Below are 25,653 nucleotides of genomic sequence, written 5' to 3' on the forward strand. Positions count from 1 at the left end.
AAGCAGGAGCTGCAGTGTCCGACAAGGAACTCGAACCGCAGATTAATGACGAGGTCGAAAACGAGTTCGTTGAAGCTGACGGCGCGCAGGTAGAAACCGCCGCCGAGGTTGCAACCGACGAGACCGAAGCTCCAGCCGTTGTTGCTGAAGAAGCCGTTCAGGGCGAAGCCGACGAAGACGAAGCTGCTGAAGCAGACGTTCAGGATGAAGCCGACGAGGACGAAGCTGCTGAAGCAGACGTTCAGGGCGAAGCCGAAGAAGACGAAGCCGCTGAAGCAGACGACGTCGACGTAGTCGCCGCGCTCAAGGAAGAATTCCGCTCGAAGCTGCGTCGCCAGCCGGGTGACTGGTTCGTCATTCACACCTACGCAGGTTACGAAAACCGCGTGAAGCTGAACCTAGAGACTCGTATCCAAACTCAGGACATGGACGATTTCATCTATGAAATCCAGGTTCCGATGGAAGAGGTCGTTGAGGTTAAGAACACTCAGCGCAAGATCGTTCGCCGCGTGCGCATCCCGGGCTACGTCCTGGTTCGCATGGAGCTGACCGACGCTTCTTGGGGTGTCGTTCGACACACGCCAGGTGTTACCGGATTCGTAGGAAACGCCCATGATCCTAACCCGCTGAACCTCGACGAAGTGTTCTCCATGCTGGAGCACACGGTGGTCGATCCGGTCGAGCAGCCATCGGCTTCCAAGCCGGGACGTTCACCAATCACCGAAGTCACCGTCGATTTCGAGGTTGGCGAATCGGTTACCGTCAACGATGGTCCGTTCGAGACCATGCCGGCGACGATCTCGGAAATCAAGCTGGAATCGGCGCAGCTGGTTGTTCTCGTTTCGATCTTCGAGCGCGAGACCCCAGTGACCTTGAACTTCAACCAGGTCACCAAGATCCAGTAGTATTAAGTCTTCGTGCCCCATTCCGTTTGCTTTACGGGGTGAGGGCACGTCCGGCTGTCGCGCCACGACGGCCACAACCCGCAGCACGCTCCTGTGTTGTGGGAACTGCAAGAGTATAAGGACCCGACATGGCCCCAAAGAAAAAGGTCACCGGACTCATCAAGCTGCAGATCCAGGCAGGCGCCGCTAACCCGGCTCCGCCAATTGGTCCTGCGCTTGGCCAGCACGGCGTCAACATCATGGAATTCTGCAAGGCTTACAACGCAGCGACCGAGTCGCAGCGCGGTAACGTTGTACCAGTTGAAATCACCGTGTATGAAGACCGTTCATTCACCTTCATCACCAAGACCCCTCCAGCAGCAGAGCTGATCAAGAAGGCTGCTGGCGTTGCCAAGGGTTCGGCTACCCCGCACACCGTCAAGGTTGCCAAGCTGTCCCAGGCTCAGGTTGAAGAAATCGCCACCACCAAGATGGCTGACCTCAACGCCAACGACTTGGCTGCCGCCTCGTTGATCATCGCCGGTACCGCCCGTTCCATGGGCATCACCGTCGAAGGCTAATTTTTAGCTTTTCGTAGTTCACTTCGGTGACTGCAACAAAGAATTTAATCTAAGGCGAGCAGGGAACACCCTGTCCGCCCGTGGCAGGACCGGGCGCGGTCCATATGACCACGACTGCATAAGGAGATAACGCAGATGGCAAAGCGCAGCAAAGCATACGTAGCCGCCGCGGCCAAGATCGAGGCTGACAAGTTCTACGATCCAACCGAGGCAATTGTCCTGGCTAAGGAAATCGCAGGCGAAAAGACTAACTCCACCGTTGAGGTAGCTTTCCGTTTGAGCGTTGACCCACGCAAGGCTGACCAGATGGTTCGCGGTACCGTGAACCTTCCACACGGCACCGGTAAGACCGCCCGCGTGGTTGTCTTTGCCAATGGCGACAAGGCCGAAGCTGCAATCGCAGCCGGCGCCGACTTCGTTGGCTCGGACGACCTGATCGAAAAGATCCAGGGCGGCTGGACCGACTTCGACTCGGCCGTGGCAACCCCAGACCTCATGGGTAAGGTTGGCCGCTTGGGTAAGATCTTGGGTCCTCGTAACCTGATGCCAAACCCTAAGACCGGCACCGTGACCATGGATGTCGCCAAGGCTGTTAATGACATCAAGGGTGGCAAGATCGACTTCCGCGTCGACAAGCACGCCAACCTTCACTTCATCATCGGCAAGGCTTCGTTCGAAGCCAAGCAGCTGACCGAGAACTACGCAGCAGCTCTGGAAGAAGTACTTCGCTTGAAGCCTTCCTCCTCGAAGGGTCGCTACATCTCGAAGGCAACCGTTTCGACCACCTTCGGTCCAGGCATCCCTGTTGATTCGAACGTAACTCGCATCGAGGCCTAAAGCCCAACGAGCGCTAAAACCGCGGGACTGACCAGAGAGATCTGGTCCGTCCCGCGGTTTTTGTTTTCGCTCTCCATGGTTTCCTAGACAGGCTAACAAGTCGCCTGAAGGCCTAGTCAAAAGCTTGTTCAACGTCCGCGCTTGGCGAATTGCAAAGGTGGAGGCAGTCACGGAAACCGCTCACTATTTGTTCTGCTGTTTCGCAGCTAGACTGCCAGGGAAACCCGAGCTGACTAGATGGTATTCATCTGGTGATAGCTATTGGGTGCCAAATATGTGAATTCCCTGTACTGTCGCCGTTATCTGCCTGTGATCTGTTCCGTAGTCGCAATGAGTAGTGATAAGCTTAAATGACCGACTTGATCGGCGGTTTCTACATGGGCCCCCCAAGACCATGTAGAAGCCGGATACGGAAGTTTCCCCAAAACTTTCGTGTCGACAAGTAGCCTGTTGTCAGCGTCCCCCAAGTGCTGACCTCAGGCCTTGTCATTTTAACGGCCATTGAGTGATTCGAATCATGCCCGCCTTGGCGCCATTGGATTTGGAAGTTGCTGCCTTGGCCGTTTAGACTAGATGTACCGAAGACCGTCGGCCGAGTGCATGCTTGCATAAACTCCTAAGAGCTCGAAAGAGCGGCCAACGCAGGTTTCATAGATTTGTTTTGACTTGAATTAGTTGAAATGCCCTGTGCTCCTGCGCGGGGCCTTTTTTATGGGCTCCGCCGGTTATGAAACGGTACCGAACAAATCCCCGGAAGGAGTGTTATGGCAACGCCTACCAAGACTGTAGCGATTGAAGAAATCACTGCAGACTTCAAGGAATCAACTGCGGCTGTCTTGACTGAATACCGTGGGCTTACCGTTGCACAGCTCAAGGAACTTCGCCGCTCACTTGGTCAGGAGACCAAGTACGCAGTTGTGAAGAACACCTTGACCGCTATCGCAGCGAAGGAAGTTGGCATCGATGCATTCGATGGTCAGCTTTCCGGTCCGACTGCAATCGCCTTCATTAAGGGTGACGCAGTTGCTGCCGCAAAGAGCCTCACGGAATTTGCCAAGGCTAACGAGAAGCTTGTCGTCAAGTCCGGCTTCTTCGAGGGCAAGGCCCTTGATAAGGCTGGCATCGCTGCTTTGGCAGCTTTGGAATCCCGCGAAACTCAGCTCACTCGCGTTGCTGCAGTACTGCAGGCTCCGGCCGCCGCAGCTGTACGCGTGGTGGACGCTTTGCGTCTGAAGCTAGAAGAGGACGGCGGCGCTGCTGCCGAGGAAGCTCCGGCAGAAGCCTAAGCTTTCGCGACTCTCTCGCATCGTAAACCCAATTCATAGGCCCCAGGGCCAAAATCGAAAGGACGCCGACCATGGCGAAGCTCAGCACTGAAGAGCTGCTTTCAGCATTCAAGGAAATGACCATCATCGAGCTCTCCGAGTTCGTGAAGGAATTCGAGGAGACCTTCGAGGTTTCCGCAGCTGCTGTTGCAGTTGCAGGCCCAGCAGCCGGTGGCGAAGCCGCAGCTGAAGAGCAGACCGAATTCGACGTTATCCTCGAGTCGGCTGGCGACAAGAAGATCGCAGTCATCAAGGAAGTTCGTGCATTGACTTCCCTCGGCCTGAAGGAAGCCAAGGAGCTCGTTGACGCTGCTCCAAAGGCTGTTCTCGAAGGTGCCGCAAAGGACGCTGCTGAGAAGGCAAAGGAAGCTCTCGAAGCTGCCGGCGCAACCGTCTCGGTTAAGTAGTAAGTTCAGCGGTCACTCGCAACTTATTACCAAAGGGTTCATGGACTTCGTGTCCATGGGCCCTTTGGTCGTTAACGTGAAAAAATCTCGTATCACAACTTTATAAGTTTATAACGTTTCTATTAACAGGGTTTATTCAAGTTCATTGTTTACAGTGAATAGGTGTCGAAAACCGAAACGCAAGAATCCAAGAAGACGGGTGCACGGCTAGGCTTACTAGACGCGCTGCGCATTAGCGCTGCCTTGATCGTTGTGCTCTACCACTACACAACCTGGGGGCATAGCCACTGGGGTGTCAAAGCGCCAGAAGCTTGGCCTGTCTTATCAGAGTTCACTCGGTATGGCTCGATCGGCGTACAGCTTTTCTTCCTGATCTCCGGATTCGTGATCCTGATGTCTGTCCAGGGGAAAAACATCATCCACTTCATCGGATCGAGACTTGGCCGGCTATATCCGGCCTATTGGTTGGCCGTCATTGCGGCGGCGATTCTGACCTTCAAAATCTGGCCGGCTGAGAAGGACGGACGAAGCAGCGGGGATATCGTTCCAAACCTCACTATGGTCCAGCAGGGGATGGGCGTTCGGGATCTGGACGGCGTCTACTGGACGCTGTGGGTAGAATTCCGTTTCTACGTCCTGCTCGGATTGCTCCTGGTATTCGGACTGGTGAAGACCAAAAACATCATGTGGCTGGCGTTCATCTGGCCGGCTCTGGGAATCCTTTTGCATGTGGCCGAGATGCCCAAGCTGCAAGAGTGGTTTGCCGGTCAGTACGCGGCACAGTTTGCCGCGGGCATGGTCTTGTTCCTGATCTATCAGAACGGGCATACCCTCGGACGCTGGGCCTTAGTAGCATTCAACGCGGTAGTGTCCGCCTACTTCACTGGCCTCAAGGGAAGCTTTGACAGCGACTATCTTTCCGGCCTGACCGTGCCTGCATGGCATTTCTCGGTATTGGCAGTGCTGTGTATCGCGTTGCTGGCGCTCTGCGTGCTCACACCATTGAGGTCTGTCCAGGCTCGTTGGCTAGTCGTGGCAGGCTCACTGACCTACCCGCTGTACCTGTTCCACCAGCTCTGGGGCTGGTGGATCATTCACTCGCTGAGCGCCAGCTTGAACAAATATGTGCTCCTGGCGTTGACCATAAGCATCATGCTGATCGTGGCCTACCTCGTGGCCCGCTTCGTGGAGAAGCCAGTCGGGCTTTGGCTGCGAAACGAATCAATTAAGTCGCTCACCGCGCTCAATGGGTGGGCCAAGAAGCTTCCGAAACCAGCGGCAATATCTCCTACTCGGGAACGGAAATATCAGCAATCGTGGCATCAAATCCGGTAACCAAATCGCGCGGATGCACCAGCAAGCCGTGCTCCGGTTCGCCGCAGCCCAAGGCGATGACTTCCGGGACAGGTTCTTGGAAGACACTGGAATCAATGTAGAGCGGCAAAACCGTGTGCGAACCAAACGGAGTGATGGTGCCGTGCACATAACGGGTGACGTCATAAGCTATATCCGCCTCTGGCAGGGAAAGCTTGTTGACTCCAACCTCGGCTCGCAGCTTAGGCCAGCTCAATTTGCGACCACCTGGGATCAGCGCAAATAGATACGTGTCGTCGGAACGCTTGATGACTAGCGTTTTGAGCAGATGCGCGGGAATGACGCCCAGCAATTTAGCGGCTTCTTCGAGCGAGGAAGCCGCTTCACGCGGCACTATTTCGATCGAGATATCCCGGCGTGAAGCATCGAGGCTGACACGGGTGAGAGCTTCATTGACTTTTGACTGATGCATGTTCTTCACTCCTGGTTGTTCATTGCTGTTCTCTGGCGGGTTAGAGTTCGAGCCATGGCGTTCAGTGCCAGAATCTGGTCGTGTAACCCAACTGCTTTCTCCTCGAAGAGCTTTAGCCTTTCCCCGAGGCTAACTCATATTCATCACGATTTGGAGACATGGGGCGCATAAACGATCGGTACTAGCCAAAACAGCGAGCGGCGGGTGCCCCGCTGCTCGCTGTTTTGGACTTGTGATTATGTCGATTAGCTATGTACGTCCTGCGTCTCCAATGGATCGCTCTGCTGTTGGTCACCGTCATATTCATCGGTGCCGCCGGCCGGTACGGCTTTGCCTCGCACGAAGAACCAATAGCAAATTGCCAAGAGGGCTATCCAGGCGACGCCTGTGAGCAAGGCGCTGCGAGTCTGCGGAACGATGCCAATCATGATGATCACGAAGACCATGAACGCTACGGCAATGTAGCTTCCCAATGGCCACAGCGGTACCGGGAAAGCCGAGGGTGCAAGATTGTTCTGCATGATCTTGCGCTTCATCGCGATATGCGAAATCAGGATCATTAGCCAAACCACGACCGTCGCAAAGGTTGCTAGGGCTGCAATCAGGAAGAAAATCTGGTCCTTGAACCAAATGTTGAGCAGCACGCCGATCAGCAACGCACCGATCATTGACATCGACGTCACCCAGGGGACCCCGTTGGCGGTGGTCTTGGTAAATACTTGCGGTGCCTGTCCAAGCCGTGCCATCCCGTGGATCATGCGACCGGCGCCGAATATATCTGCGTTAATTGCCGACAAGGCCGCGGTAATCACAATGAAATTCAAAACGTGAGCCGCTGAGGAGAGCCCGATGCTTGAGAAAATCGAGACGAAGGGGCTTTCCTCGCCATTGATCGTGTTCCAAGGCTGGATGCTCATAATGACGCCCAGAGTCAGTATGTAAAACAGCAGAATACGTACGGGCACCGAATTGACCGCCTGCGGGATGACCTTTCGAGGATTCTGCGCTTCTCCGGCGGTAATGCCAATAACCTCGGTGCCACCGAATGCGAACATCACAATGGTGAAGGACATCAGTACGCCCCAGATGCCCTGGGGCATGAATCCGTCGTGTGCGAAGAGATTTGAGATCCCGGCGGCGCCTTCGCTTTGATTGCCAAGACCGAAGAGGATGACCAAGATTCCGCCGGCGATCATCGCGATGATCGCAACCACCTTGATCAGCGAAAACCAGAATTCCAGCTCGCCAAAAACCTTGACCGACAGCAGATTCACCGCTGCAATGAAGAAGACGACTGCGAGGATCCAAATCCAGCGTTCAACGTTGGGGAACCAGAAGCCCATATACACGCCAAAGGCTGTCACATCAGCTAAGGCGACGACGAACATTTCGAAGGTGTAGGTCCAACCGGTGGCGAAGCCGGCAAAACGTCCGACATACGTAGATGCGTAGCTGCCGAAGGACCCCGAGACCGGATTGCGAACCGCCATCTCGCCCAGCGCCCGCATGACCATGAAGACCACGGCGCCACCAACAAGATAAGCGAGCAGTACTGCCGGTCCAGCCATTTGTATGGCGCCTGCCGAGCCGTAAAACAGTCCCGTTCCAATTGCTGATCCTAGGGCAATGAATCGTATATGCCGAGTGCTCAAGCCTCGTTTGAGGCTCTGGGCTGGTTGACTGGTTCTCACTGCTCTCCTTGGAAAACTAGGGGATTCGAGCGGGAGCTGGAATATCGAATTCCTCGGCGTCCCCGTCGAGCTACCTGTCTATGTAATCGTGATCACAGGGTTGGTAGTAGGGACTTTTTAGATCAGCAGTCCGGAATTTCAGACGACACCAGGTTAAGCGTTTGTCGTTGCTGGAAAAGTGCGCCAGGCCAGAATCGTGACGCAAGCCGATACCGAGAACGCAGCCTCAATGGGTGCGGAAGGGCAGGGGAGCGGTCCCCGGATGCTTATAAAGGTGATTCGAAGGTGAGCCGCATGGGCCGTAAGGGTGGCCAAACCAGAAGCTGGAACGCCTGCTGTGAGTAACAACACAGAAAAATGCAATGGAGCCCATGGGGAAGCGAGCGTGTTCTGCGTGGTCGTGCTTCGAAGCCCCGGAGCAGATGATTATTTGCCAGTTCACGTGGGAAAACGCTGAGGCGTTGGGCGAACTGGGTTTGGCCGCGGTCGCCGCCGGGAGAGGGGTGCGCTTGCGAATTCCGGGAAATTTCCGGCGACCTAAAAAGGCGGCAAGAAACTATAGCACGAATCTCTCCGGCGGATATCGACAAGCTTAAAATACTCCGGTAGAGTAGAAATTTGCGCCATACCTGTTTGCGCGCGGCCTTCATATAGCGGTGGGTTCGCGTCGTCACAAGAGGGCTTGTCCTATGACAGGCACCTTAGCACGGTTGGCGTTCGGAAACCTGACGGTCTTTGGAAGGATCCATCTTGGTCGCCTCGAGCAACCCTAACAACCAAACCGCTAGTTCGGCTCGCGATGCTGCATACGCTGGCCGACTTTCTTTTGCAAAGATTCACGAACCCCTTGAAGTGCCTAACCTGCTGGCATTGCAGACTGAGAGCTTTGACCGCCTCATCGGCAATGAACTCTGGAAGGCTCGCCTAGCCAAGGCCGAAGCCGCTGGTGACACCAGCGTGCCAGACACCTCGGGCTTGGCTGAAATCTTCGAGGAGATTTCCCCGATCGAAGACTTCCAGGACACTATGTCCTTGAGCTTCTCCGATCCGGAATTCGCTGACCCAAAGTACTCCATCGCTGAGTGCAAGGATCGCGACGCCACTTACGCGGCACCGCTGTATGTCAAGGCCGAGTTCATGAACAATGAAACCGGCGAGATCAAGCAGCAGACCGTCTTCATGGGCGATTTCCCACTGATGTCCGACAAGGGCACCTTCGTCATCAACGGCACCGAGCGTGTTGTTGTGTCGCAGCTGGTCCGTTCCCCTGGTGCGTACTTTGAGTCCGCTCCGGACAAGACCAGTGACAAGACCATCTACTCCTCGCGAATCATTCCTTCGCGCGGCGCCTGGTTCGAGCTGGAAATCGACAAGCGCGACCAGATCGGTGTGCGCCTGGACCGCAAGCGCAAGCAGTCGGTCACCGTGTTGCTCAAGGCCCTTGGCTGGAGCGAAGAGAAGATCCTGTCCGAGTTCGGTCAGTACGACTCGATGCGTGCCACCTTGGAAAAGGACAACATCAAGGACCAGAACGAAGCATTGCTGGATATCTACCGCAAGCTGCGTCCGGGCGAGCCGCCAACGGTTGATGCCGCACAGGGTCTGCTGCGCAACATGTACTTCGAGCCAAAGCGCTACGACCTGGCCAAGGTCGGTCGTTACAAGATCAACCGCAAGCTGGGTGTCGAGACTCCGGTTGACGCCGAGAGCCCTGCGGTGCTGTCGGTAGACGACATTGTCGCCATGATCCGCTACCTCGTTGCATTGCACGCAGGCGAGAAGACCATCTCCGGCACCCGCAAGGGCGAGATCGTCGACGTATCGGTTAACGTGGACGACATCGACCACTTCGGCAACCGTCGTATCCGCGCCGTGGGCGAGCTGATCGAGAACCAGATCCGCACCGGTCTTTCGCGTATGGAGCGTGTTGTGCGCGAGCGCATGACCACCCAGGACGTCGAGGCGATCACCCCGCAGACGCTGATCAACATCCGCCCGGTGGTAGCTGCCATCAAGGAGTTCTTCGGTACTTCGCAGCTCTCGCAGTTCATGGACCAGAACAACCCGCTAGCCGGCCTGACCCACAAGCGCCGCTTGTCGGCACTGGGCCCAGGCGGTCTGTCCCGTGACCGCGCAGGCATGGAAGTTCGCGACGTTCACCCGTCCCACTACGGACGTATGTGCCCAATTGAAACTCCCGAAGGCCCGAACATTGGCCTGATCGGTTCGTTGGCTACCTACGGCCGGATCAACTCCTTCGGCTTCATCGAAACCCCTTACCGCAAGGTAGTGGACGGCGTTGTCTCCAACGAGGTCGAGTACCTGACCGCAGATGACGAGCTGCAGCACTTCATCGCACAGGCCAACGCTCCGCTGGGCGAAGACGGCCGCTTCGAAGAAGATGCCGTGTTGGTCCGTGAAAAGGGCGGTGGCGGCGAGCCCGTCATCGTTGAGCCGAGCGAAGTGACCTTCATGGACGTTTCGCCACGCCAGATGGTGTCGGTTGCCACCGCACTGATTCCGTTCCTCGAGCACGATGACGCGAACCGCGCACTGATGGGCGCCAACATGCAGCGCCAGGCTGTGCCGCTGTTGGCCTCCGAATCGCCACTGGTTGGTACCGGCATGGAGAAGTACGCCGCTATCGACGCCGGCGATTCCGTGGTCGCCCTGAAGCCAGGTGTTGTCACCGAGGTTTCCGCGGACCTGGTTGTTGTCATGAACGATGACGGCACCGAGTCGATGTACCCGATCATGAAGTTCGCACGCTCGAACCAGGGCAACGCGTACAACCAGCGCGTGCTGGTCACCGAGGGCGATCGCCTGGAATTCCAGTCGATCATCGCCGACGGTCCTTCGACCGACAAGGGCGAGCTTTCCCTGGGTAAGAACCTGCTCGTGGCATTCATGTCATGGGAAGGGCACAACTTCGAGGATGCGATCATCCTTTCGCAGCGCATGATCTTCGAGGACGTGCTCACCTCGATTCACATCGAAGAGCACGAAGTCGATGCCCGCGACACCAAGCTTGGTGCCGAGGAAATCACCCGCGATATCCCGAACGTGTCCGAGGACATCCTCTCCCAGCTTGATGACCGCGGCATCGTGTACATCGGCGCCGAGGTTGAAGCAGGCGACGTCCTGGTAGGCCGTGTCACTCCTAAGGGCGAGACCGAGCTGACCCCGGAAGAGCGCCTGCTGCGCGCGATCTTCGGTGAGAAGTCCCGCGAAGTGCGCGATACCTCGCTGAAGGTGCCGCACGGCGAGTCCGGTACCGTCATCGGCGTGCGCATCTTCGATCGCGACAACGATGATGACCTGTCCCCAGGCGTGAACCAGCTAGTCCGCGTGTACGTGGCACAGAAGCGCAAGATCACCAACGGTGACAAGCTTGCCGGCCGTCACGGCAACAAGGGCGTTATCTCCAAAATTCTGCCACTTGAGGATATGCCTTTCCTCGAGGACGGAACCGCGGTTGACGTCGTGTTGAACCCACTGGGTGTGCCAGGTCGAATGAACGTCGGCCAGGTTATGGAAATCCACCTGGGTTGGGCTGCCAAGCAGGGCTGGAATATCGAGAACGAGCCGGCTTGGGTGCGAAACCTGCCTAACCTGCCTCGCCAGTCCGGTCCGACCACCGTGTCCACCCCGGTCTTCGACGGTGCCTCGGAAGAGGAAATCCGCGGAATCCTGGATTCGACGAACGTCACTCGTGACGGCGACCGTCTGATCGGCAACACCGGTAAGACCCGTCTGTTCGACGGTCGTTCCGGCGAGCCATTCCCGGATCCGGTATCCGTTGGCTACATGTACATCTTGAAGCTTCACCACCTGGTGGACGACAAGATCCACGCACGTTCCACCGGTCCATACTCCATGATTACCCAGCAGCCACTTGGTGGTAAGGCCCAGTTCGGTGGCCAGCGCTTCGGTGAGATGGAAGTTTGGGCCCTGGAAGCTTACGGCGCCGCTTACACCCTGCAGGAACTTCTGACCATCAAGTCGGATGATATCCACGGTCGTGTGAAGGTCTACGAAGCCATCGTCAAGGGCGAGAACGTTCCGGAGCCAGGTGTTCCAGAGTCGTTCAAGGTGCTCATCAAGGAAATGCAGTCGTTGTGCTTGAACGTTGAGGTACTTGGTACCGACGGCAACACTATCGAAATGCGTGAATCGGACGAGGAATCGTTCCGTGCAGCGGAAGAGCTGGGCATCGACCTTTCCCGGTCGGAGCCAAACTCCGTAGAGGAGGTCTAGGTTCCACCGCTGCCTTGAGCGGCCCGCGGGCCCAGCGAGCGTAGCGGCTCACCAAGACTTACTTATTCGTATCGACTTCAGACACCAAAGAAGAGAGAAAAGGACCCTATGTCCAGCGATTCCTCATTCGGCCTCATGCGCATTGGCCTTGCTACCGCAGAAGAAATTCGCGGTTGGAGCTACGGCGAAGTCAAGAAGCCGGAAACCATTAACTACCGCACCCTGAAGCCAGAGAAGGACGGACTTTTCTGCGAAAAGATCTTCGGCCCTTCCCGGGACTGGGAATGCTACTGCGGTAAGTACAAGCGCGTACGTTTCAAGGGCATCATCTGTGAGCGTTGTGGCGTCGAGGTGACCCGCGCTAACGTTCGTCGTGAGCGCATGGGACACATCGAGCTTGCCGCTCCAGTGACCCACATCTGGTACTTCAAGGGCGTTCCATCGCGTTTGGGCTACCTGCTGGATCTGGCTCCGAAGGACCTCGAAAAGGTCATTTACTTCGCTGCCTACATGATCACCAGCGTCAACGAAGAGCGTCGCCACGCCGAATTGCCTAACCTGCAGGCCCAGCATGATCTGGAACTGCGCAACCTGGCAAACAACGCGGAAGCCGACAAGAAGGCCATTGCCGCCGAGCTCGAAACCGAGCTTGAGCGCATGGAGGCCGACGGTGCCAAGGGCGCCGAGCTGAACAAGGCTCGCACCCTGGCAGAGAAGACCGTGCTGCAGATCGACAAGCGCGCGAAGCTCGAAGCAGAGCGCCTGCGTGCGGTCTGGGAACGCTTCAAGGGCCTGAAGGTCGCTGACCTTGAGGGCGATGAAGGCCTGTACCGCACCATGCGTGAGAAGTACGGACTGTTCTTCGAAGGCTCCATGGGTGCAGAATCGATCCAGAAGCGCCTGCAGAACTTTGACCTTGCCGGCGAAGCCGAACTGCTCAAGAAGATCATCGACGAGGGCAAGGGCCAGAAGAAGGCCCGCGCACTGAAGCGCCTGAAGGTGGTTAACGCCTTCCTGGTCAACCAGAACTCGCCAGAGGGCATGGTGCTGGATTCCGTTCCGGTGATCCCGCCAGAGCTGCGTCCGATGGTTCAGCTCGACGGTGGCCGTTTCGCCACCTCGGACCTGAACGACCTGTACCGCCGCGTGATCAACCGCAACAACCGCCTGAAGCGCCTGCTGGATCTCGGTGCTCCCGAGATCATCGTGAACAACGAAAAGCGCATGCTCCAGGAAGCTGTTGACTCGCTGTTCGACAACGGTCGTCGTGGCCGTCCGGTCACCGGACCGGGTAACCGCCCGCTGAAGTCCCTGAGCGACATGCTCAAGGGCAAGCAGGGTCGTTTCCGTCAGAACCTGCTCGGCAAGCGTGTTGACTACTCGGGCCGTTCGGTCATCGTGGTTGGTCCGCAGCTGAAGCTGCACCAGTGTGGTCTGCCTAAGCAGATGGCCCTGGAGCTCTTCAAGCCGTTCGTGATGAAGCGCCTGGTTGACCTCAACCACGCACAGAACATCAAGAGCGCCAAGCGCATGGTTGAGCGTTACCGCCCACAGGTTTGGGATGTTCTCGAAGAGATCATCACCGAGCACCCGGTACTGCTGAACCGTGCACCTACCCTGCACCGTTTGGGCATCCAGGCGTTCGAACCTCAGCTGGTCGAGGGCAAGGCATTGCAGCTGCACCCACTGGTTTGTGCTGCCTTCAACGCCGACTTCGACGGTGACCAGATGGCAGTTCACCTGCCGCTGAGCCCAGAAGCCCAGGCCGAAGCGCGCATCCTGATGTTGTCCTCGCACAACATCTTGAAGCCTTCGGACGGCCGCCCGGTGGCACTTCCTTCGCAGGATATGATCATCGGTCTGCACCACCTGACTACCAAGCGCGCTACCGAAGCCGGTGCCGGACGCACCTTCACCTCGGTTGCCGAAGCCATTATGGCAATGGACCTGCGTGAGCTGCACCTGAACGCACCGGTCAAGATTCGCGTACCGAACTTCGTTCCTTCCGAGGAGCAGCCAGCTCCGGAAGGCTGGGAGCCAGGCACCGATGCGCTCTTGGAGACCTCGCTGGGCCAGGTGTTGTTCAACGACACCCTGCCAGCGGACTACCCATGGGTTGCACACGTGACCGGCAAGGATGCGCTTTCGGAGATCGTCAACGATCTGGCCGAGCGCTACCCGAAGATCACCGCCGCCGAAACCCTGGACAACCTGAAGGATGCCGGTTTCTACTGGGCAACCCGCTCGGGCGTCACCGTGGCAATCTCGGATATTACCTCGAATATGGACAAGGCAGCCATCCTTGCTCCTTACGAGGTTCGTGCCGCGAAGGTTCAGGCTTCGTTCGATAAGGGCTTGATTGCCGATACCGAACGCCGCCAGGACCTGATCGACATCTGGACCAAGGCTACCGATGAGGTTGCCGAGGCGATGAAGAACGGCATGGAAGAGCTGAACACCATTAACCGCATGGTGACTTCCAAGGCTCGTGGTAACTACCTGCAACTGCGGCAGATCGCCGGTATTCGTGGTCTGGTGTCCAACCCTAAGGGTGAAATTATTCCTCGCCCGATCAAGTCTTCGTACCGCGAAGGCCTGTCGGTTCTGGAGTACTTCATCGCGACCCACGGTGCCCGTAAGGGTCTGGCCGATACCGCGTTGAAGACCGCTAACTCGGGTTACCTGACCCGTCGTCTGGTGGACGTTTCACAGGACGTTATCGTGCGCGAAGAAGACTGTGGCACCCGCCGCGGCCTGACCGTGCCGATCGCCAACAACTCCGTTGGTGTGCGCATGATGCACGAAACCGTCGAGAACTCGGCTTACACCCGCACTCTGGCCACCGAGGCCAAGGACGCGGACGGCAACGTGCTGGCAGCAGCCGGCGCCGATGTGGGCGACGTGCTCATCGACCAGCTGTACGCAGCCGGCGTCGATGAGATCCGTGTCCGCTCCGTGCTGACCTGTGATTCGGCCGTGGGAACCTGTGCTCTGTGCTACGGTCGCTCGCTGGCCAGCGGCAAGACCGTGGACATCGGCGAGGCCGTGGGCATTATCGCCGCACAGTCCATCGGTGAGCCTGGTACCCAGCTGACCATGCGTACCTTCCACACCGGTGGTGTCGCATCGGCTGACGATATTACCCAGGGTCTGCCTCGTATCCAGGAACTGTTCGAAGCCCGTACCCCTAAGGGTGTGGCTCCGATGTCCGAGGTCACCGGTCGCGTGTCGATCGAGGACGACGAGAAGCAGCTGCGCGTTGTCGTCACTCCAGACAACGGCGACGAGAAGCAGGCCTACCCGGTTCTGCGTCGTGCTCGCCTGTTGGTTGAAGAGGGCGAAAGCATCGTCGCCGGTACTCAGCTCACCAGCGGTACCTTGGATCCGAAGCAGGTTCTTCGAGTCCTCGGCCCACGTGAAGCTCAGAAGTTCTTGGTCCGTGAGGTCCAGGACGTGTACCAGTCCCAGGGTGTAGGCATCCACGATAAGCACGTGGAAGTCATCGTCCGCCAGATGCTGCGTCGCGTCACCGTCATCGAATCCGGCGAAACCGACTTGCTTCCGGGCGAGCTGGCCGACCGTTCGCGCTTCACCGCTGCGAACAAGAAGGCAGTCACCGAGGGCAAGCGCCCGGCCGCCGGTCGTGACGAGATGATGGGTATTACCAAGGCATCGCTTGCCACCGATTCATGGCTGTCGGCTGCTTCCTTCCAGGAAACCACCCGCGTCCTGACTCAGGCTGCGATGGAAGGCAAGTCGGATCCATTGCTGGGTCTGAAGGAGAACGTGATCATCGGTAAGTTGATCCCGGCCGGTACCGGCTTGGATCGCTACACCCAGATCAATGTCGAGCCAACCGACGAAGCAAAGGCAACTTTGTTCACCGGTTCTTCGGCCTTCTCTTCGGGCCTGTACGACGATGCGCTGGAGGGCAACCTTTCGCCAGAGTTCCAGGCCATCTCGATGGACGACTACGACCACGGTTCGGACTTCCGCTAAACACGGATTCTGACTAGTTAGTCAAAACGCCCGCCACACGCTTTTGCGTGTGGCGGGCGTTTCCTCGTTTAATTGTGGTGCCAACACCAGGATTCGTGGTTAGGATGACTGACATGAACCTTGAGAGCTACGAGTCGTCCCTGCCAGCTGAGCGCAGAGAAGTACTGAGCAGGCTCAGTGCCAAAGCATCCCAGCTGGCGGTGCTGCATCCGGACATTGCCGATTTTGTTTTTGTTCCCGGATACAAGCACCCTACGTGGGAAGACGGCCAAGGCGTGTTATGGCGGGCGATAGAGCAGATGATGCTGGTGTCTCCTGCTGGGGATGACGAATTGCCGATCATCTGGATCGGTTACGACGTGGCACTAAAATTAACCAATAAGCGGCAAGCGCAGGGATTCTTGGTCACGGACCGGCGACTGATCGTGAAGGACACCATGGATCTGGTGTTTAGCAAGGGTGAGGAACGGCAGTACCCGCTCTACGTGGGACCGAACGGTATCGCGGGGTCTGCCGCCACTATCGCTTCGGAGGCGATCAAAGGCTACGACTGGGATGATGCCAGGTCGCTAGCTGATGAACAGAACTCCGAATCGTTCGGTCAGTTGCTTGTCAGCATCATCACCATGATTCTTGAAACGCTCACGAGTACCGGGAGTGAGGTAGCCAGCGAAGCTCCGGGGACCGCAAGCGACATTCGTGGGCGGGTGAAAGAGCTGGGTCTGGGCACTGAGGTGAAATACGCAGACGATAAGAAGTACGCCAAGCATTTCGCCAAATTTGCAAAGAAGATGCCATTGGATGCGGGGGAGCGGGTTCTGGCCTCGTTCAGTGACGGTACGCTCGCTGGTGTATATGGCCTGATGCTCACCGACCGGAATCTGAGAAGTCGGGACCTGAAGGAAGATCCGCTATGCACGGCGCGTTCTGCGATAGATGTTGCCGCCGTGCGGGTGGTTCCGGAGAGTAAGTACAAGATCATTGTTGCCGCCGGCGAGGTACACGATGCGCCGGGGCATTTGAGCACCAACGCTTCTGCAGCGTTGGTGACACTCATACAAGAATGGGCGGATCAACGAATCGACTAGTCTTGTTCGCTTCTTGGCTCCAGATCTCTGGTCGCTAACGTCATCGCGGGCTTAGGCCTGACTTAGAAGAGCGGGCGTTCCATTTAAGCAGGGTCCAATTAGAGGATAGATCAGTGGGGGAATAGTCTACTAAAGATGATTTGCCGCAAACTACGCTGCTAGATTCACCCCGTGGTCACCTGCGGTATCGCCGCCGTTCAGCTTGGCTCGATAGGATCAGTGCATTGGTGAGATAGCTTACGGAAACTAGAGCGATGGCGGTTTAATGCTAGACTGAGATCAATTGTTTTAGGTGTGGCAAAATGGACTCGGTCCGGGTTGCGGGCAGGTTGCGCAACAAATGCCACACTTTCGCACGCCTAGGGACTTTCCGTTCCTGTTGGCCGCAAAGCAAGCAGCTAGCTCCACAACTTCGCAGATTCTGTTCGGTTGTGGTGCCGACAAACTTAGACAATGGAAGGACACGAAAGTGCCTACTATTCAGCAGCTGGTCCGTAAGGGCCGCTCGCCTAAGGTCGTCAAGACCAAGGCTCCTGCCCTCAAGGGCAACCCAATGCGTCGTGGCGTATGCACCCGTGTGTACACCACCACCCCGAAGAAGCCTAACTCGGCTCTGCGTAAGGTCGCACGTGTGCGCCTTGCCGGTGGCATCGAAGTTACCGCTTACATTCCAGGTGTCGGACACAACCTGCAGGAACACTCCATCGTGCTCGTTCGCGGTGGTCGTGTAAAGGACCTCCCAGGTGTTCGTTACAAGATTGTACGTGGTGCTCTTGATACTCAGGGTGTTAAGGGTCGTAAGCAGGCTCGTTCCAGCTACGGCGCGAAGAAGGATGGTAAGTAATGCCTCGTAAGGGTCCGGCGCCAAAGCGCCCACTAGTTTCTGATCCGGTCTTCGAATCCCCATTGGTCACTCAGCTGATCAACAAGGTTCTCGTCGACGGCAAGAAGTCCACTGCAGAGCGCATTGTTTACGGTGCACTCGAAGGTGCGGCCGCAAAGTCCGGCACCGACGCTGTGACGACTCTCAAGAAGGCCATGGATAACATCCGCCCGGCCCTCGAGGTTCGTTCACGCCGTGTTGGTGGCGCTACTTACCAGGTTCCCGTCGAGGTCAAGCCAGGCCGCGCAACCGCACTTGCACTGCGCTGGTTGGTTGGCTACTCGAAGGCTCGCCGCGAGAAGACCATGATCGAGCGTTTGATGAACGAGATCTTGGATGCATCGAACGGTCTGGGTGCCGCTGTGAAGCGTCGCGAAGACACTCACAAGATGGCCGAGTCCAACAAGGCCTTCGCCCATTACCGCTGGTAAGAACCGCTTGGAATTGCTGGGTGTCAAAAGGCACCCAGCCAATCCTAGCCTCACCTTTTAGGGAGACAACGTGGCACAGGACGTGCTTACTGACCTGAATAAGGTCCGAAATATCGGCATCATGGCACACATCGATGCTGGTAAGACCACTACTACTGAGCGCATCCTGTTCTACACGGGTGTGAATCACAAGCTCGGTGAGACCCACGACGGTGCGTCGACCACCGACTGGATGGAGCAGGAAAAGGAACGCGGTATCACCATTACCTCCGCGGCCGTGACCTGTTTCTGGAACAACAACCAGATCAACATCATCGACACCCCTGGCCACGTTGACTTCACCGTTGAGGTGGAGCGCTCGCTGCGCGTGCTCGATGGCGCCGTTGCCGTGTTCGATGGCAAGGAAGGCGTTGAGCCTCAGTCTGAGACCGTTTGGCGTCAGGCTGACAAGTACAACGTTCCACGCATCTGCTTCGTCAACAAGATGGACAAGATGGGTGCAGACTTCTACTTCACCGTAGATACCATCGTCAAGCGCTTGGGTGCCAAGCCATTGGTGATGCAGCTGCCTATCGGTTCCGAGCACGAATTCATCGGCGTCGTCGACTTGATGACCATGAAGGCATTCGTCTGGGAAGGCGACTCCAAGGGTGACGTCACCATGGGTGCCGCCTACGAGACTCGCGAAATTCCTGCAGATATGCTGGAAAAGGCCAACGAGTACCGCGCCAAGCTGGTTGAGGATGTCGCCGAGGGCTCTGACGAGCTCATGGAGAAGTTCCTCGAAGGCGAAGAGATCAGCAATGACGAGCTCAAGGCCGGCATTCGCAAGATGGTCATCAACTCGGAGATCTACCCGGTCTACTGTGGTTCGGCCTTCAAGAACCGCGGCGTGCAGCCAATGCTCGACGCAGTGATCGACTTCCTGCCAAACCCAATGGATGTTGGCGTGACTATCGGCCACGATCCAAAGGACGAAGAAGTTGAGCTCACTCGCGAGCCTACCGAGGATGCACCATTCTCGGCACTGGCTTTCAAGATTGCCGCTCACCCATTCTTCGGCCAGCTGAACTTCATCCGCGTTTACTCGGGCAAGGCAACTTCAGGTACTCAGTTGCTGAACTCGACGAAGCAGAAGAAGGAACGCGTTGGCAAGCTCTTCCAGATGCACGCCAACAAGGAACAGCCTGTTGAAGAGATCCACGCAGGTCACATCTACGCCGTGATCGGCCTGAAGGATACCACCACCGGTGATACCCTTTGCGATCCAGCGAACCCGATCGTGCTTGAGTCGATGTCGTTCCCAGCACCAGTGATCTTCGTGGCCATCGAGCCTAAGACCAAGGGTGACCAGGAAAAGCTGTCGACCGCTATCCAGAAGCTGTCTGCGGAAGATCCAACCTTCACCGTTTCGTTGAACGACGACACCGGCCAGACCGAAATCGGCGGCATGGGCGAGCTTCACCTGGATATCCTGGTGGACCGCATGAAGCGCGAATTCCGCGTGGAAGCCAACGTTGGTAAGCCACAGGTCGCATACCGCGAAACCATCAAGAAGGCTGTGGAGAAGGTTGACTTCACCCACAAGAAGCAGACCGGTGGTTCGGGCCAGTTCGCAAAGGTCCAGGTATCGTTCGAACCTCTAGAGGTTGTCGACGGAGTTACCTACGAGTTCAAGAACGCCGTCACCGGTGGTCGTATCCCTCGTGAGTACATCCCATCCATCGACGCCGGTATCCAGGACGCCATGCAGTACGGCATCCTTGCTGGTTACCAGATGGTCGGCGTGAAGGCTACCGTCATCGACGGTGCTTACCACGACGTTGACTCCTCGGAAATGGCGTTCAAGATCGCTGGCTCACAGGTATTCAAGGAAGGCGCACGCCGCGCTAACCCAATCCTGCTTGAACCACTGATGAGCGTCGAAGTTCGTACCCCGGAAGAGTACATGGGCGACGTTATCGGCGACCTGAACTCCCGCCGTGGCTCGATCACCGAGATGTCCGATGCAGCTGGCGTGAAGGTTATCAATGCCCACGTGCCACTGTCGGAGATGTTCGGTTACATTGGTGATCTGCGGTCCAAGACCCAGGGTCGTGCAGTGTACTCGATGACCTTCCACAGCTACTCTGAGGTCCCGAAGGCAGTTGCCGAAGAGATCATCCAGAAGGCCCGCGGCGAGTAATCGTCCAGGAAGCAAACTTGGCCGTGACCCCGCCAGTGTGGGGGAGTGGCCGATCGCGAAGCCGGCTTTATTGCCAATGAAGCCGGCCTCGCAAACGGCCAACGAGGGATTTGCATCACATGCAGGACCCGCGCAGGACCGAAATTTTCGTAAATATCCAAGCCCCCAGTAGACTGATTCCAGTTCGTTTGCGAATCGCGCAAACGAAAGTAAGTCTTCTGTAAAACGTTTCTAGGAGGAACCTGTGGCAAAGGCAAAGTTCGAGCGGACCAAGCCGCACGTCAACATCGGCACCATTGGTCACGTTGACCACGGTAAGACCACGTTGACCGCCGCCATCTCCAAGGTACTTGCTGAAAAGTACCCTGATCTCAACGAGCAGCGCGACTTCGCGTCGGTTGACTCGGCGCCAGAAGAGCGCCAGCGCGGTATTACCATCAATATCTCGCACGTTGAGTACCAGACCGAGACCCGTCACTACGCACACGTTGACGCTCCAGGCCACGCTGACTATGTCAAGAACATGATCACCGGTGCGGCTCAGATGGACGGCGCAATCCTCGTGGTTGCTGCTACCGACGGCCCGATGGCTCAGACCCGCGAGCACGTTCTGCTGGCCCGCCAGGTTGGCGTGCCAACACTGATGGTTGCACTGAACAAGTCCGACATGGTTGAGGACGAGGAGCTCCTTGAGCTCGTCGAAATGGAAGTTCGCGAACTTCTCTCCTCGCAGGGCTTCGATGGCGACGATGCACCAGTTATCCGCGTTTCGGGCCTGAAGGCTCTGGAAGGCGATGCTGAGTGGACCAAGTCCATCGAGGAACTGATGGATGCTGTCGATACCTACATCCCGAACCCAGTTCGTGATCGCGATCGTCCATTCCTGATGCCAATCGAAGACGTCTTCACCATCACCGGTCGCGGTACCGTTGTGACCGGTCGCGCCGAGCGTGGCACCCTGAAGATCAACTCGGAGGTCGAAGTTGTCGGCATCCGTCCGATCCAGAAGACCACCGTTACCGGTATCGAGATGTTCCACAAGCAGCTCGACGAAGCATGGGCCGGCGAGAACTGTGGCCTGCTGCTTCGCGGTCTGAAGCGCGACGATGTCGAGCGTGGCCAGGTTATCGTAGCCCCAGGCTCGATCACCCCACACACCGGCTTCGATGCCAACGTCTACATCCTGTCGAAGGACGAAGGCGGACGTCACAACCCGTTCTACTCGAACTACCGTCCGCAGTTCTACTTCCGCACCACCGACGTGACCGGCGTCATCACCCTCCCAGAGGGCACCGAGATGGTCATGCCAGGCGACAACACCGAAATGTCGGTTGAGCTGATTCAGCCAATCGCCATGGAAGATGGCCTCGGCTTCGCTATCCGTGAAGGCGGCCGCACCGTTGGTTCGGGCAAGGTCACCAAGATCACCAAGTAGTTCGCTGCTTAACTGATCTAGGCCTACTGGTCTGACAAAAAAGATCTCCACCACTTCTTCGGAAGGGGTGGAGATCTTTTTGCTTAACATCCGTGCGTTAAGTGCCAAGTATGTCAATACAGTGGTCTAATTGGATTGCGTGGATATCCCTCTGCGAGTTCATCGATCTAAGGTCGCGGCATGTTCTGGTTCATTTTGGTTCTCCTGCTCGTGGCAGCCAGCTTCTTCATAGGCTTTCGCGTTGGCCGCAGGAACCACGCGGTGAACTCCGAGGTTAAGCATCAAGCCTGGCAGGAAGGCTACAACGCCGCCACTAATTACGCGGCGCGTACCGCCCAGCAGCCGTCGGCGATGCCTTCGCGCACCCAGCAACCTTCCACGCACGTTCTGCCGCCACCGAGCCAAGAGGCGAGCACTTGGCCCCTGGGTGCCCCGGTGGCGAACCCCTCTGCACAGGTCTATGCGCGGCCGCCGGTCCAAGCACCCGCAGCGCCTGTCCGCCCGGTGAAGCAGCTGACCCCGCGTGAACGAGAACTGCGCAATATCAACGTCACCCTCTACGTGGCCGCCCTGCTGATCGTGGCCGCCGGAGCCCTGTTCCTGAGTTTCGCATTACCGCCGCTGCCTAAGCTCATCGCCTTGTTCGCATTGGCCGCGGCCTTTTACGGGGGAGGACTCTATGTGCACGGCGCAAAGCAGAATCTCAAGCCTGCCGCCAGCGCCTTCGCCGGAACCGGATTGGCCTTATTGCCATTATCGGGAATCGCGACCTACCTGACGCTGTCGGTGTCAGCGGCAGTGGCGTGGCTGGTCTTCTCGGTGCTGGGCACCCTTGCCGTGGGTTTTGCCACCCTCCGTTTACGCTCCCGGGTACTAGCTTGGATTGCGGTCTTCGTATTGGTGTCCACCACCATGGCCTGCGCGGCCACGGTGCAACGCGGCATCTTGTTCTACCTGCTCTTCATACTGTTGCTCTCCCTGGTGTTGCTTGTCCTGGCCGTGCGCAGCGCAAAGGTTCGCTCCTCGCTCTTCTACTCGGCCGTGTCCGCCACCGCGCAGTTGCTGCCGCTGTTGGTGCTCGGCCTGGCATTAGTCATATGGACCACCTTGCATGCCCGCGACTTGGTGTGGGTGTTCTTCTTGGTGACAGCCCACCTGCTGCTCTCCATCAGATTGCTGGTGAGGTTCCGGCTGTATCGGCTCTACGCGGCACGCGTGAGCTTCATGCTGCTGATTTTCGCCACCTCAAATTATCTGGCCTGGGAACCAGGGACTACGTGGGTGCTCATCGCGCTTCTTTGGGCGGCGCAGGCCTTAGCGATCACGCATTATGCGCAAGGCTATCGCCGGCTTTTCACGGTGCCAGCCAACTGGTGGCGGGCCGAACGGATGCTGCTCTGGGCGCTGGTCTGCGCCTCAACGTTCGCGGTTATGCTCAATGCCACCGGAGAACTCATTCCTTGGTGGTATGCGGTGCTGTTGATTCCCGTGCTCCAGCTCTTCGCGGTTCCAGCCTTGGGCAAGCGAGGAAAGATTGAAGCAGTCGCCATCGTAGCGCTTGTCCTGCTGGCGATCACCGCCAGCGATTTGTTTGGCTGGCGGGTGTTGCCGGGGGTAGCCGTGGCTCTTGTGGGACTCACGCTCGCGATGCGCAGCGAAACGGATCGCCGCTGGCATCTGGCGCTAGACCAGACCCGGTGGATCGGGTTCCTTGTCTTCGGCGGATTTGCCGGTCGCACGGTGCAGCAGATGCTGAGCGGTTTGGATCACCAAACGGCTAGGTCAAGCTGGTACGCGATGAACGTGTCGGAGAATGTTTCGCTGCAGCTAGCGGGGGTGGTCGGCCTGTGGGTACCTTTGTTTGCGCTGTGGCTCTTCTCGACGCTCCAAGGCGCTCGGCTAGCCGACCGGACGCGTGGGCAACTCATTCGTTTCGGTGCTTCCGCGCTGCTGATGTTGATCACCCTGGGGTACCTCGGAGCTATGGTGAACCAAGTTGCTGGCGTGGATGCAGGGACGGCAAGCTTCCTTGGAATACCTGCCGGCAACTGGTTCTTCGCAGGAATCGTACTAACGTTGGCCAGCGTGATTCTGGCCGGCTGGCGCAACGATGGCTTCGGCCAGGAACGCGCAGTGCAAATATTGCGCACCATGGTGCTGGCGGCTAGTGGTGGACTCTTCCTGCTCAGCTTCCAGGGGCCACAAAACACCCTGCCTTTTGTGGGACTTGTGAATCTAGTCTTCTATCTGCGTGGTGCGCGGCTGGTTCAGTCAGCACGCTGGAAGATGAGCTACGCAGGCGCCGCACAAATCACCTTCACCCTGAGCATCTGGTGGTTTGTGGACATGATGAATTTTGATTCCCATGGTCGCTTCGCACTGCTGCTGGTATCGGTTATGGTCCCGCAACTGCTTCGCTTGTGCCTCGTCATGCGAACCGGACGACGGTTGAGCCGCGAGATGCGGTGGATTACCGTTGGACTGGTTTGCCTGCTGCCGCTAGTCCTACTCATCGGTGATGCGATGTTTGGGTTGCCTGACCGTGGCACCATGCTGTTGGGATTGTCCTTGTGGATCATTCATTCGGTGGCAGGCTTCTTGGGCATCAGGGGGCAGTCGAAGCATGCGGAGTTCCTGCTCTTCGCAGCGATCATGGGACTGTGCGGCCTGTGCTACGTCCAAGGCGTGCAAAGCTACTCAGCCACCGGCTGGATTCACGGACCGTGGTGGTCTGTGCAGATGATTCAGATTCTGCTCATGGCACTGGCTCTGATCAGCCTGGCGATGCAGTGGCGATTGCGCGATTCGGCCACACTGCGCTTCTCGCCGATCTTTGGCACGGTCTTCGCGTTGTTCTGCATTGGGTTCGTAGCTCCCGCCCCCGGGTGGTTCGCGCTGATCTTCCTGGTTGCCGCGCTACAGCTCGGGCTTTTGGTTCACACCCGGAAAATCCCGTGGTTGGCCGCCGGCGCCAGTCTTGCATTGCTGGGAGCCATTGGCCAAGGCATCGAGTTCTGGCGGGGGACTAGGCCATCAGGCCTGCAACCCTGGATGGACCCAACCTGGCAGCTGCTATTCACTGCAATGGTGCTGTTGATCATTTCGCTCTTGCACGGCCGGTTCGCCGAGCCGGTTCCACATTTTCCCCGAGAACTGGTGACCACCCGCGAGGCCAGCGGAGCCGCTGCGCGTATCTATTTCGCGGCGATGATTCTTGGCACCCTGATCGCCGGGGCGTTGGTGCATTTCAACGACCTGCGGGCGGTGTGGACTATTGCCGGTGCGGTGCTGATCTTTGGTGCCGCCGCTCTAGTCCGGATGTACGAATTGCCGACGCGCTGGCTTCGGTGGGGGAGCGATGTGCTGATAGTGCTCGGCGCATTGTTGGGCTTCAGCAGCTACACCCGGATCCTTCACCTGCCAGATATCAGCATCTTCTTCCTGTACTTCACGCTCGTTGCCGGCATCCTGGCCGTTCGCCACTTCATGGGCAGACGCTCCCCGGTGGCCCATGGGTATCTGGTCGCGTCCGCCGTTCTTGCCTCGCTGACCCAGTTGAGCACCCTGGCAGATGGCAATGGGGCGGCGCAGGTCTTTAGCCTCTTCTTCTTTGCCGCATTGATCGTTCTCGGCCTGAAGCTGGGGCAGAAGCGCTACATCTGGTGGGGCGCGATCGCCATTACCGCGGCGGTGCTGTGGTTCTTGCGGTACTTGGCATTCCTTTGGCTGGTGCTTGCCGGCGTCGCGCTGATTGTCGCGGCGGTGCTCAAGCTGGTGCGCGTTGAACGCAAGCCCAAGAGCGAGGAGGTTGACCCGCGGGACGCGGAGCAAGCACGCCGAGATCGCGGCAATGCCGGTTCGTGA

At 57.6% G+C, this 25,653-nt stretch carries 16 protein-coding genes; 14 read left to right on the forward strand and 2 right to left on the reverse strand.

Annotated elements, in window-relative coordinates; translation table 11 throughout:
- The first annotated feature begins 14 nt into the window (after nucleotides 1–14).
- From nusG to CQ015_RS14095, 6 genes are all read left to right on the forward strand, one after another.
- Entirely contained in the window at nucleotides 15–905 is an 891-nt protein-coding gene (gene nusG, locus CQ015_RS14070) for a transcription termination/antitermination protein NusG (protein WP_105553145.1), read from the forward strand.
- A gap of 128 nt (nucleotides 906–1,033) precedes the next feature.
- Nucleotides 1,034–1,465 carry a 50S ribosomal protein L11 gene (gene rplK, locus CQ015_RS14075; protein WP_096283716.1) on the forward strand — a complete coding sequence of 144 codons (432 nt, stop codon included), beginning with the start codon at nucleotides 1,034–1,036 and terminating at the stop codon, nucleotides 1,463–1,465.
- Between the two features lie 135 nt (nucleotides 1,466–1,600).
- A complete protein-coding gene (gene rplA / locus CQ015_RS14080; RefSeq protein ID WP_105650424.1) occupies nucleotides 1,601–2,302 on the forward strand; it encodes a 50S ribosomal protein L1 in 702 nt (233 codons plus the stop codon).
- Nucleotides 2,303–3,066: 764 nt separating this feature from the next.
- Nucleotides 3,067–3,588, forward strand: a complete 522-nt coding sequence (rplJ, locus tag CQ015_RS14085) for a 50S ribosomal protein L10 (protein ID WP_105553143.1) — start codon at nucleotides 3,067–3,069, stop codon at nucleotides 3,586–3,588.
- Between the two features lie 71 nt (nucleotides 3,589–3,659).
- Nucleotides 3,660–4,034 (forward strand): 50S ribosomal protein L7/L12, encoded by a 375-nt coding sequence (gene rplL / locus CQ015_RS14090; RefSeq protein WP_105553142.1) that lies wholly within the window; start codon nucleotides 3,660–3,662, stop codon nucleotides 4,032–4,034.
- Between the two features lie 162 nt (nucleotides 4,035–4,196).
- On the forward strand, nucleotides 4,197–5,369 hold the full coding sequence (locus CQ015_RS14095; protein WP_105553141.1) for an acyltransferase: 1,173 nt from the start codon (nucleotides 4,197–4,199) through the stop codon (nucleotides 5,367–5,369).
- Here CQ015_RS14095 and CQ015_RS14100 read toward each other — a convergent pair.
- The gene (locus CQ015_RS14100; protein WP_105553353.1) at nucleotides 5,323–5,820 is read right to left on the reverse strand and encodes an aminoacyl-tRNA deacylase; all 498 of its coding nucleotides are present in this window, start codon (nucleotides 5,818–5,820) and stop codon (nucleotides 5,323–5,325) included. The genes CQ015_RS14095 and CQ015_RS14100 overlap by 47 nt on opposite strands.
- Before the next feature lie 245 nt (nucleotides 5,821–6,065).
- Nucleotides 6,066–7,511, reverse strand: coding sequence for an amino acid permease (locus CQ015_RS14105; RefSeq protein ID WP_105553140.1), 1,446 nt, complete (start codon nucleotides 7,509–7,511; stop codon nucleotides 6,066–6,068).
- A gap of 750 nt (nucleotides 7,512–8,261) precedes the next feature.
- On the opposite strand from CQ015_RS14105, the gene rpoB reads away from it, so the two are divergent.
- The 8 genes from rpoB to CQ015_RS14150 all read left to right on the forward strand — a co-directional run bounded on the left by rpoB (nucleotide 8,262) and on the right by CQ015_RS14150 (nucleotide 25,653).
- The gene (gene rpoB, locus CQ015_RS14115; protein ID WP_105650461.1) at nucleotides 8,262–11,768 is read left to right on the forward strand and encodes a DNA-directed RNA polymerase subunit beta; all 3,507 of its coding nucleotides are present in this window, start codon (nucleotides 8,262–8,264) and stop codon (nucleotides 11,766–11,768) included.
- 108 nt (nucleotides 11,769–11,876) lie between these two features.
- Nucleotides 11,877–15,767, forward strand: a complete 3,891-nt coding sequence (locus CQ015_RS14120) for a DNA-directed RNA polymerase subunit beta' (protein WP_105553139.1) — start codon at nucleotides 11,877–11,879, stop codon at nucleotides 15,765–15,767.
- 113 nt (nucleotides 15,768–15,880) lie between these two features.
- A complete protein-coding gene (locus CQ015_RS14125; RefSeq protein ID WP_146114069.1) occupies nucleotides 15,881–16,855 on the forward strand; it encodes a hypothetical protein in 975 nt (324 codons plus the stop codon).
- Between the two features lie 469 nt (nucleotides 16,856–17,324).
- Nucleotides 17,325–17,699, forward strand: coding sequence for a 30S ribosomal protein S12 (gene rpsL, locus CQ015_RS14130; RefSeq protein ID WP_096283780.1), 375 nt, complete (start codon nucleotides 17,325–17,327; stop codon nucleotides 17,697–17,699).
- The gene (gene rpsG / locus CQ015_RS14135) at nucleotides 17,699–18,169 is read left to right on the forward strand and encodes a 30S ribosomal protein S7 (RefSeq protein ID WP_096283700.1); all 471 of its coding nucleotides are present in this window, start codon (nucleotides 17,699–17,701) and stop codon (nucleotides 18,167–18,169) included. The genes rpsL and rpsG overlap by 1 nt, the downstream gene beginning before the upstream one ends.
- 70 nt (nucleotides 18,170–18,239) lie before the next feature.
- Nucleotides 18,240–20,354, forward strand: coding sequence for an elongation factor G (fusA, locus tag CQ015_RS14140; RefSeq protein WP_105650427.1), 2,115 nt, complete (start codon nucleotides 18,240–18,242; stop codon nucleotides 20,352–20,354).
- A gap of 244 nt (nucleotides 20,355–20,598) precedes the next feature.
- Nucleotides 20,599–21,789, forward strand: coding sequence for an elongation factor Tu (gene tuf, locus CQ015_RS14145; RefSeq protein ID WP_105553137.1), 1,191 nt, complete (start codon nucleotides 20,599–20,601; stop codon nucleotides 21,787–21,789).
- Between the two features lie 261 nt (nucleotides 21,790–22,050).
- A complete protein-coding gene (locus tag CQ015_RS14150) occupies nucleotides 22,051–25,653 on the forward strand; it encodes a hypothetical protein (RefSeq protein ID WP_146114070.1) in 3,603 nt (1,200 codons plus the stop codon).

This window comes from Arthrobacter sp. MYb221 (assembly GCF_002979835.1).
In the GTDB taxonomy this organism is placed as follows: Bacteria; Actinomycetota; Actinomycetes; order Actinomycetales; family Micrococcaceae; genus Glutamicibacter.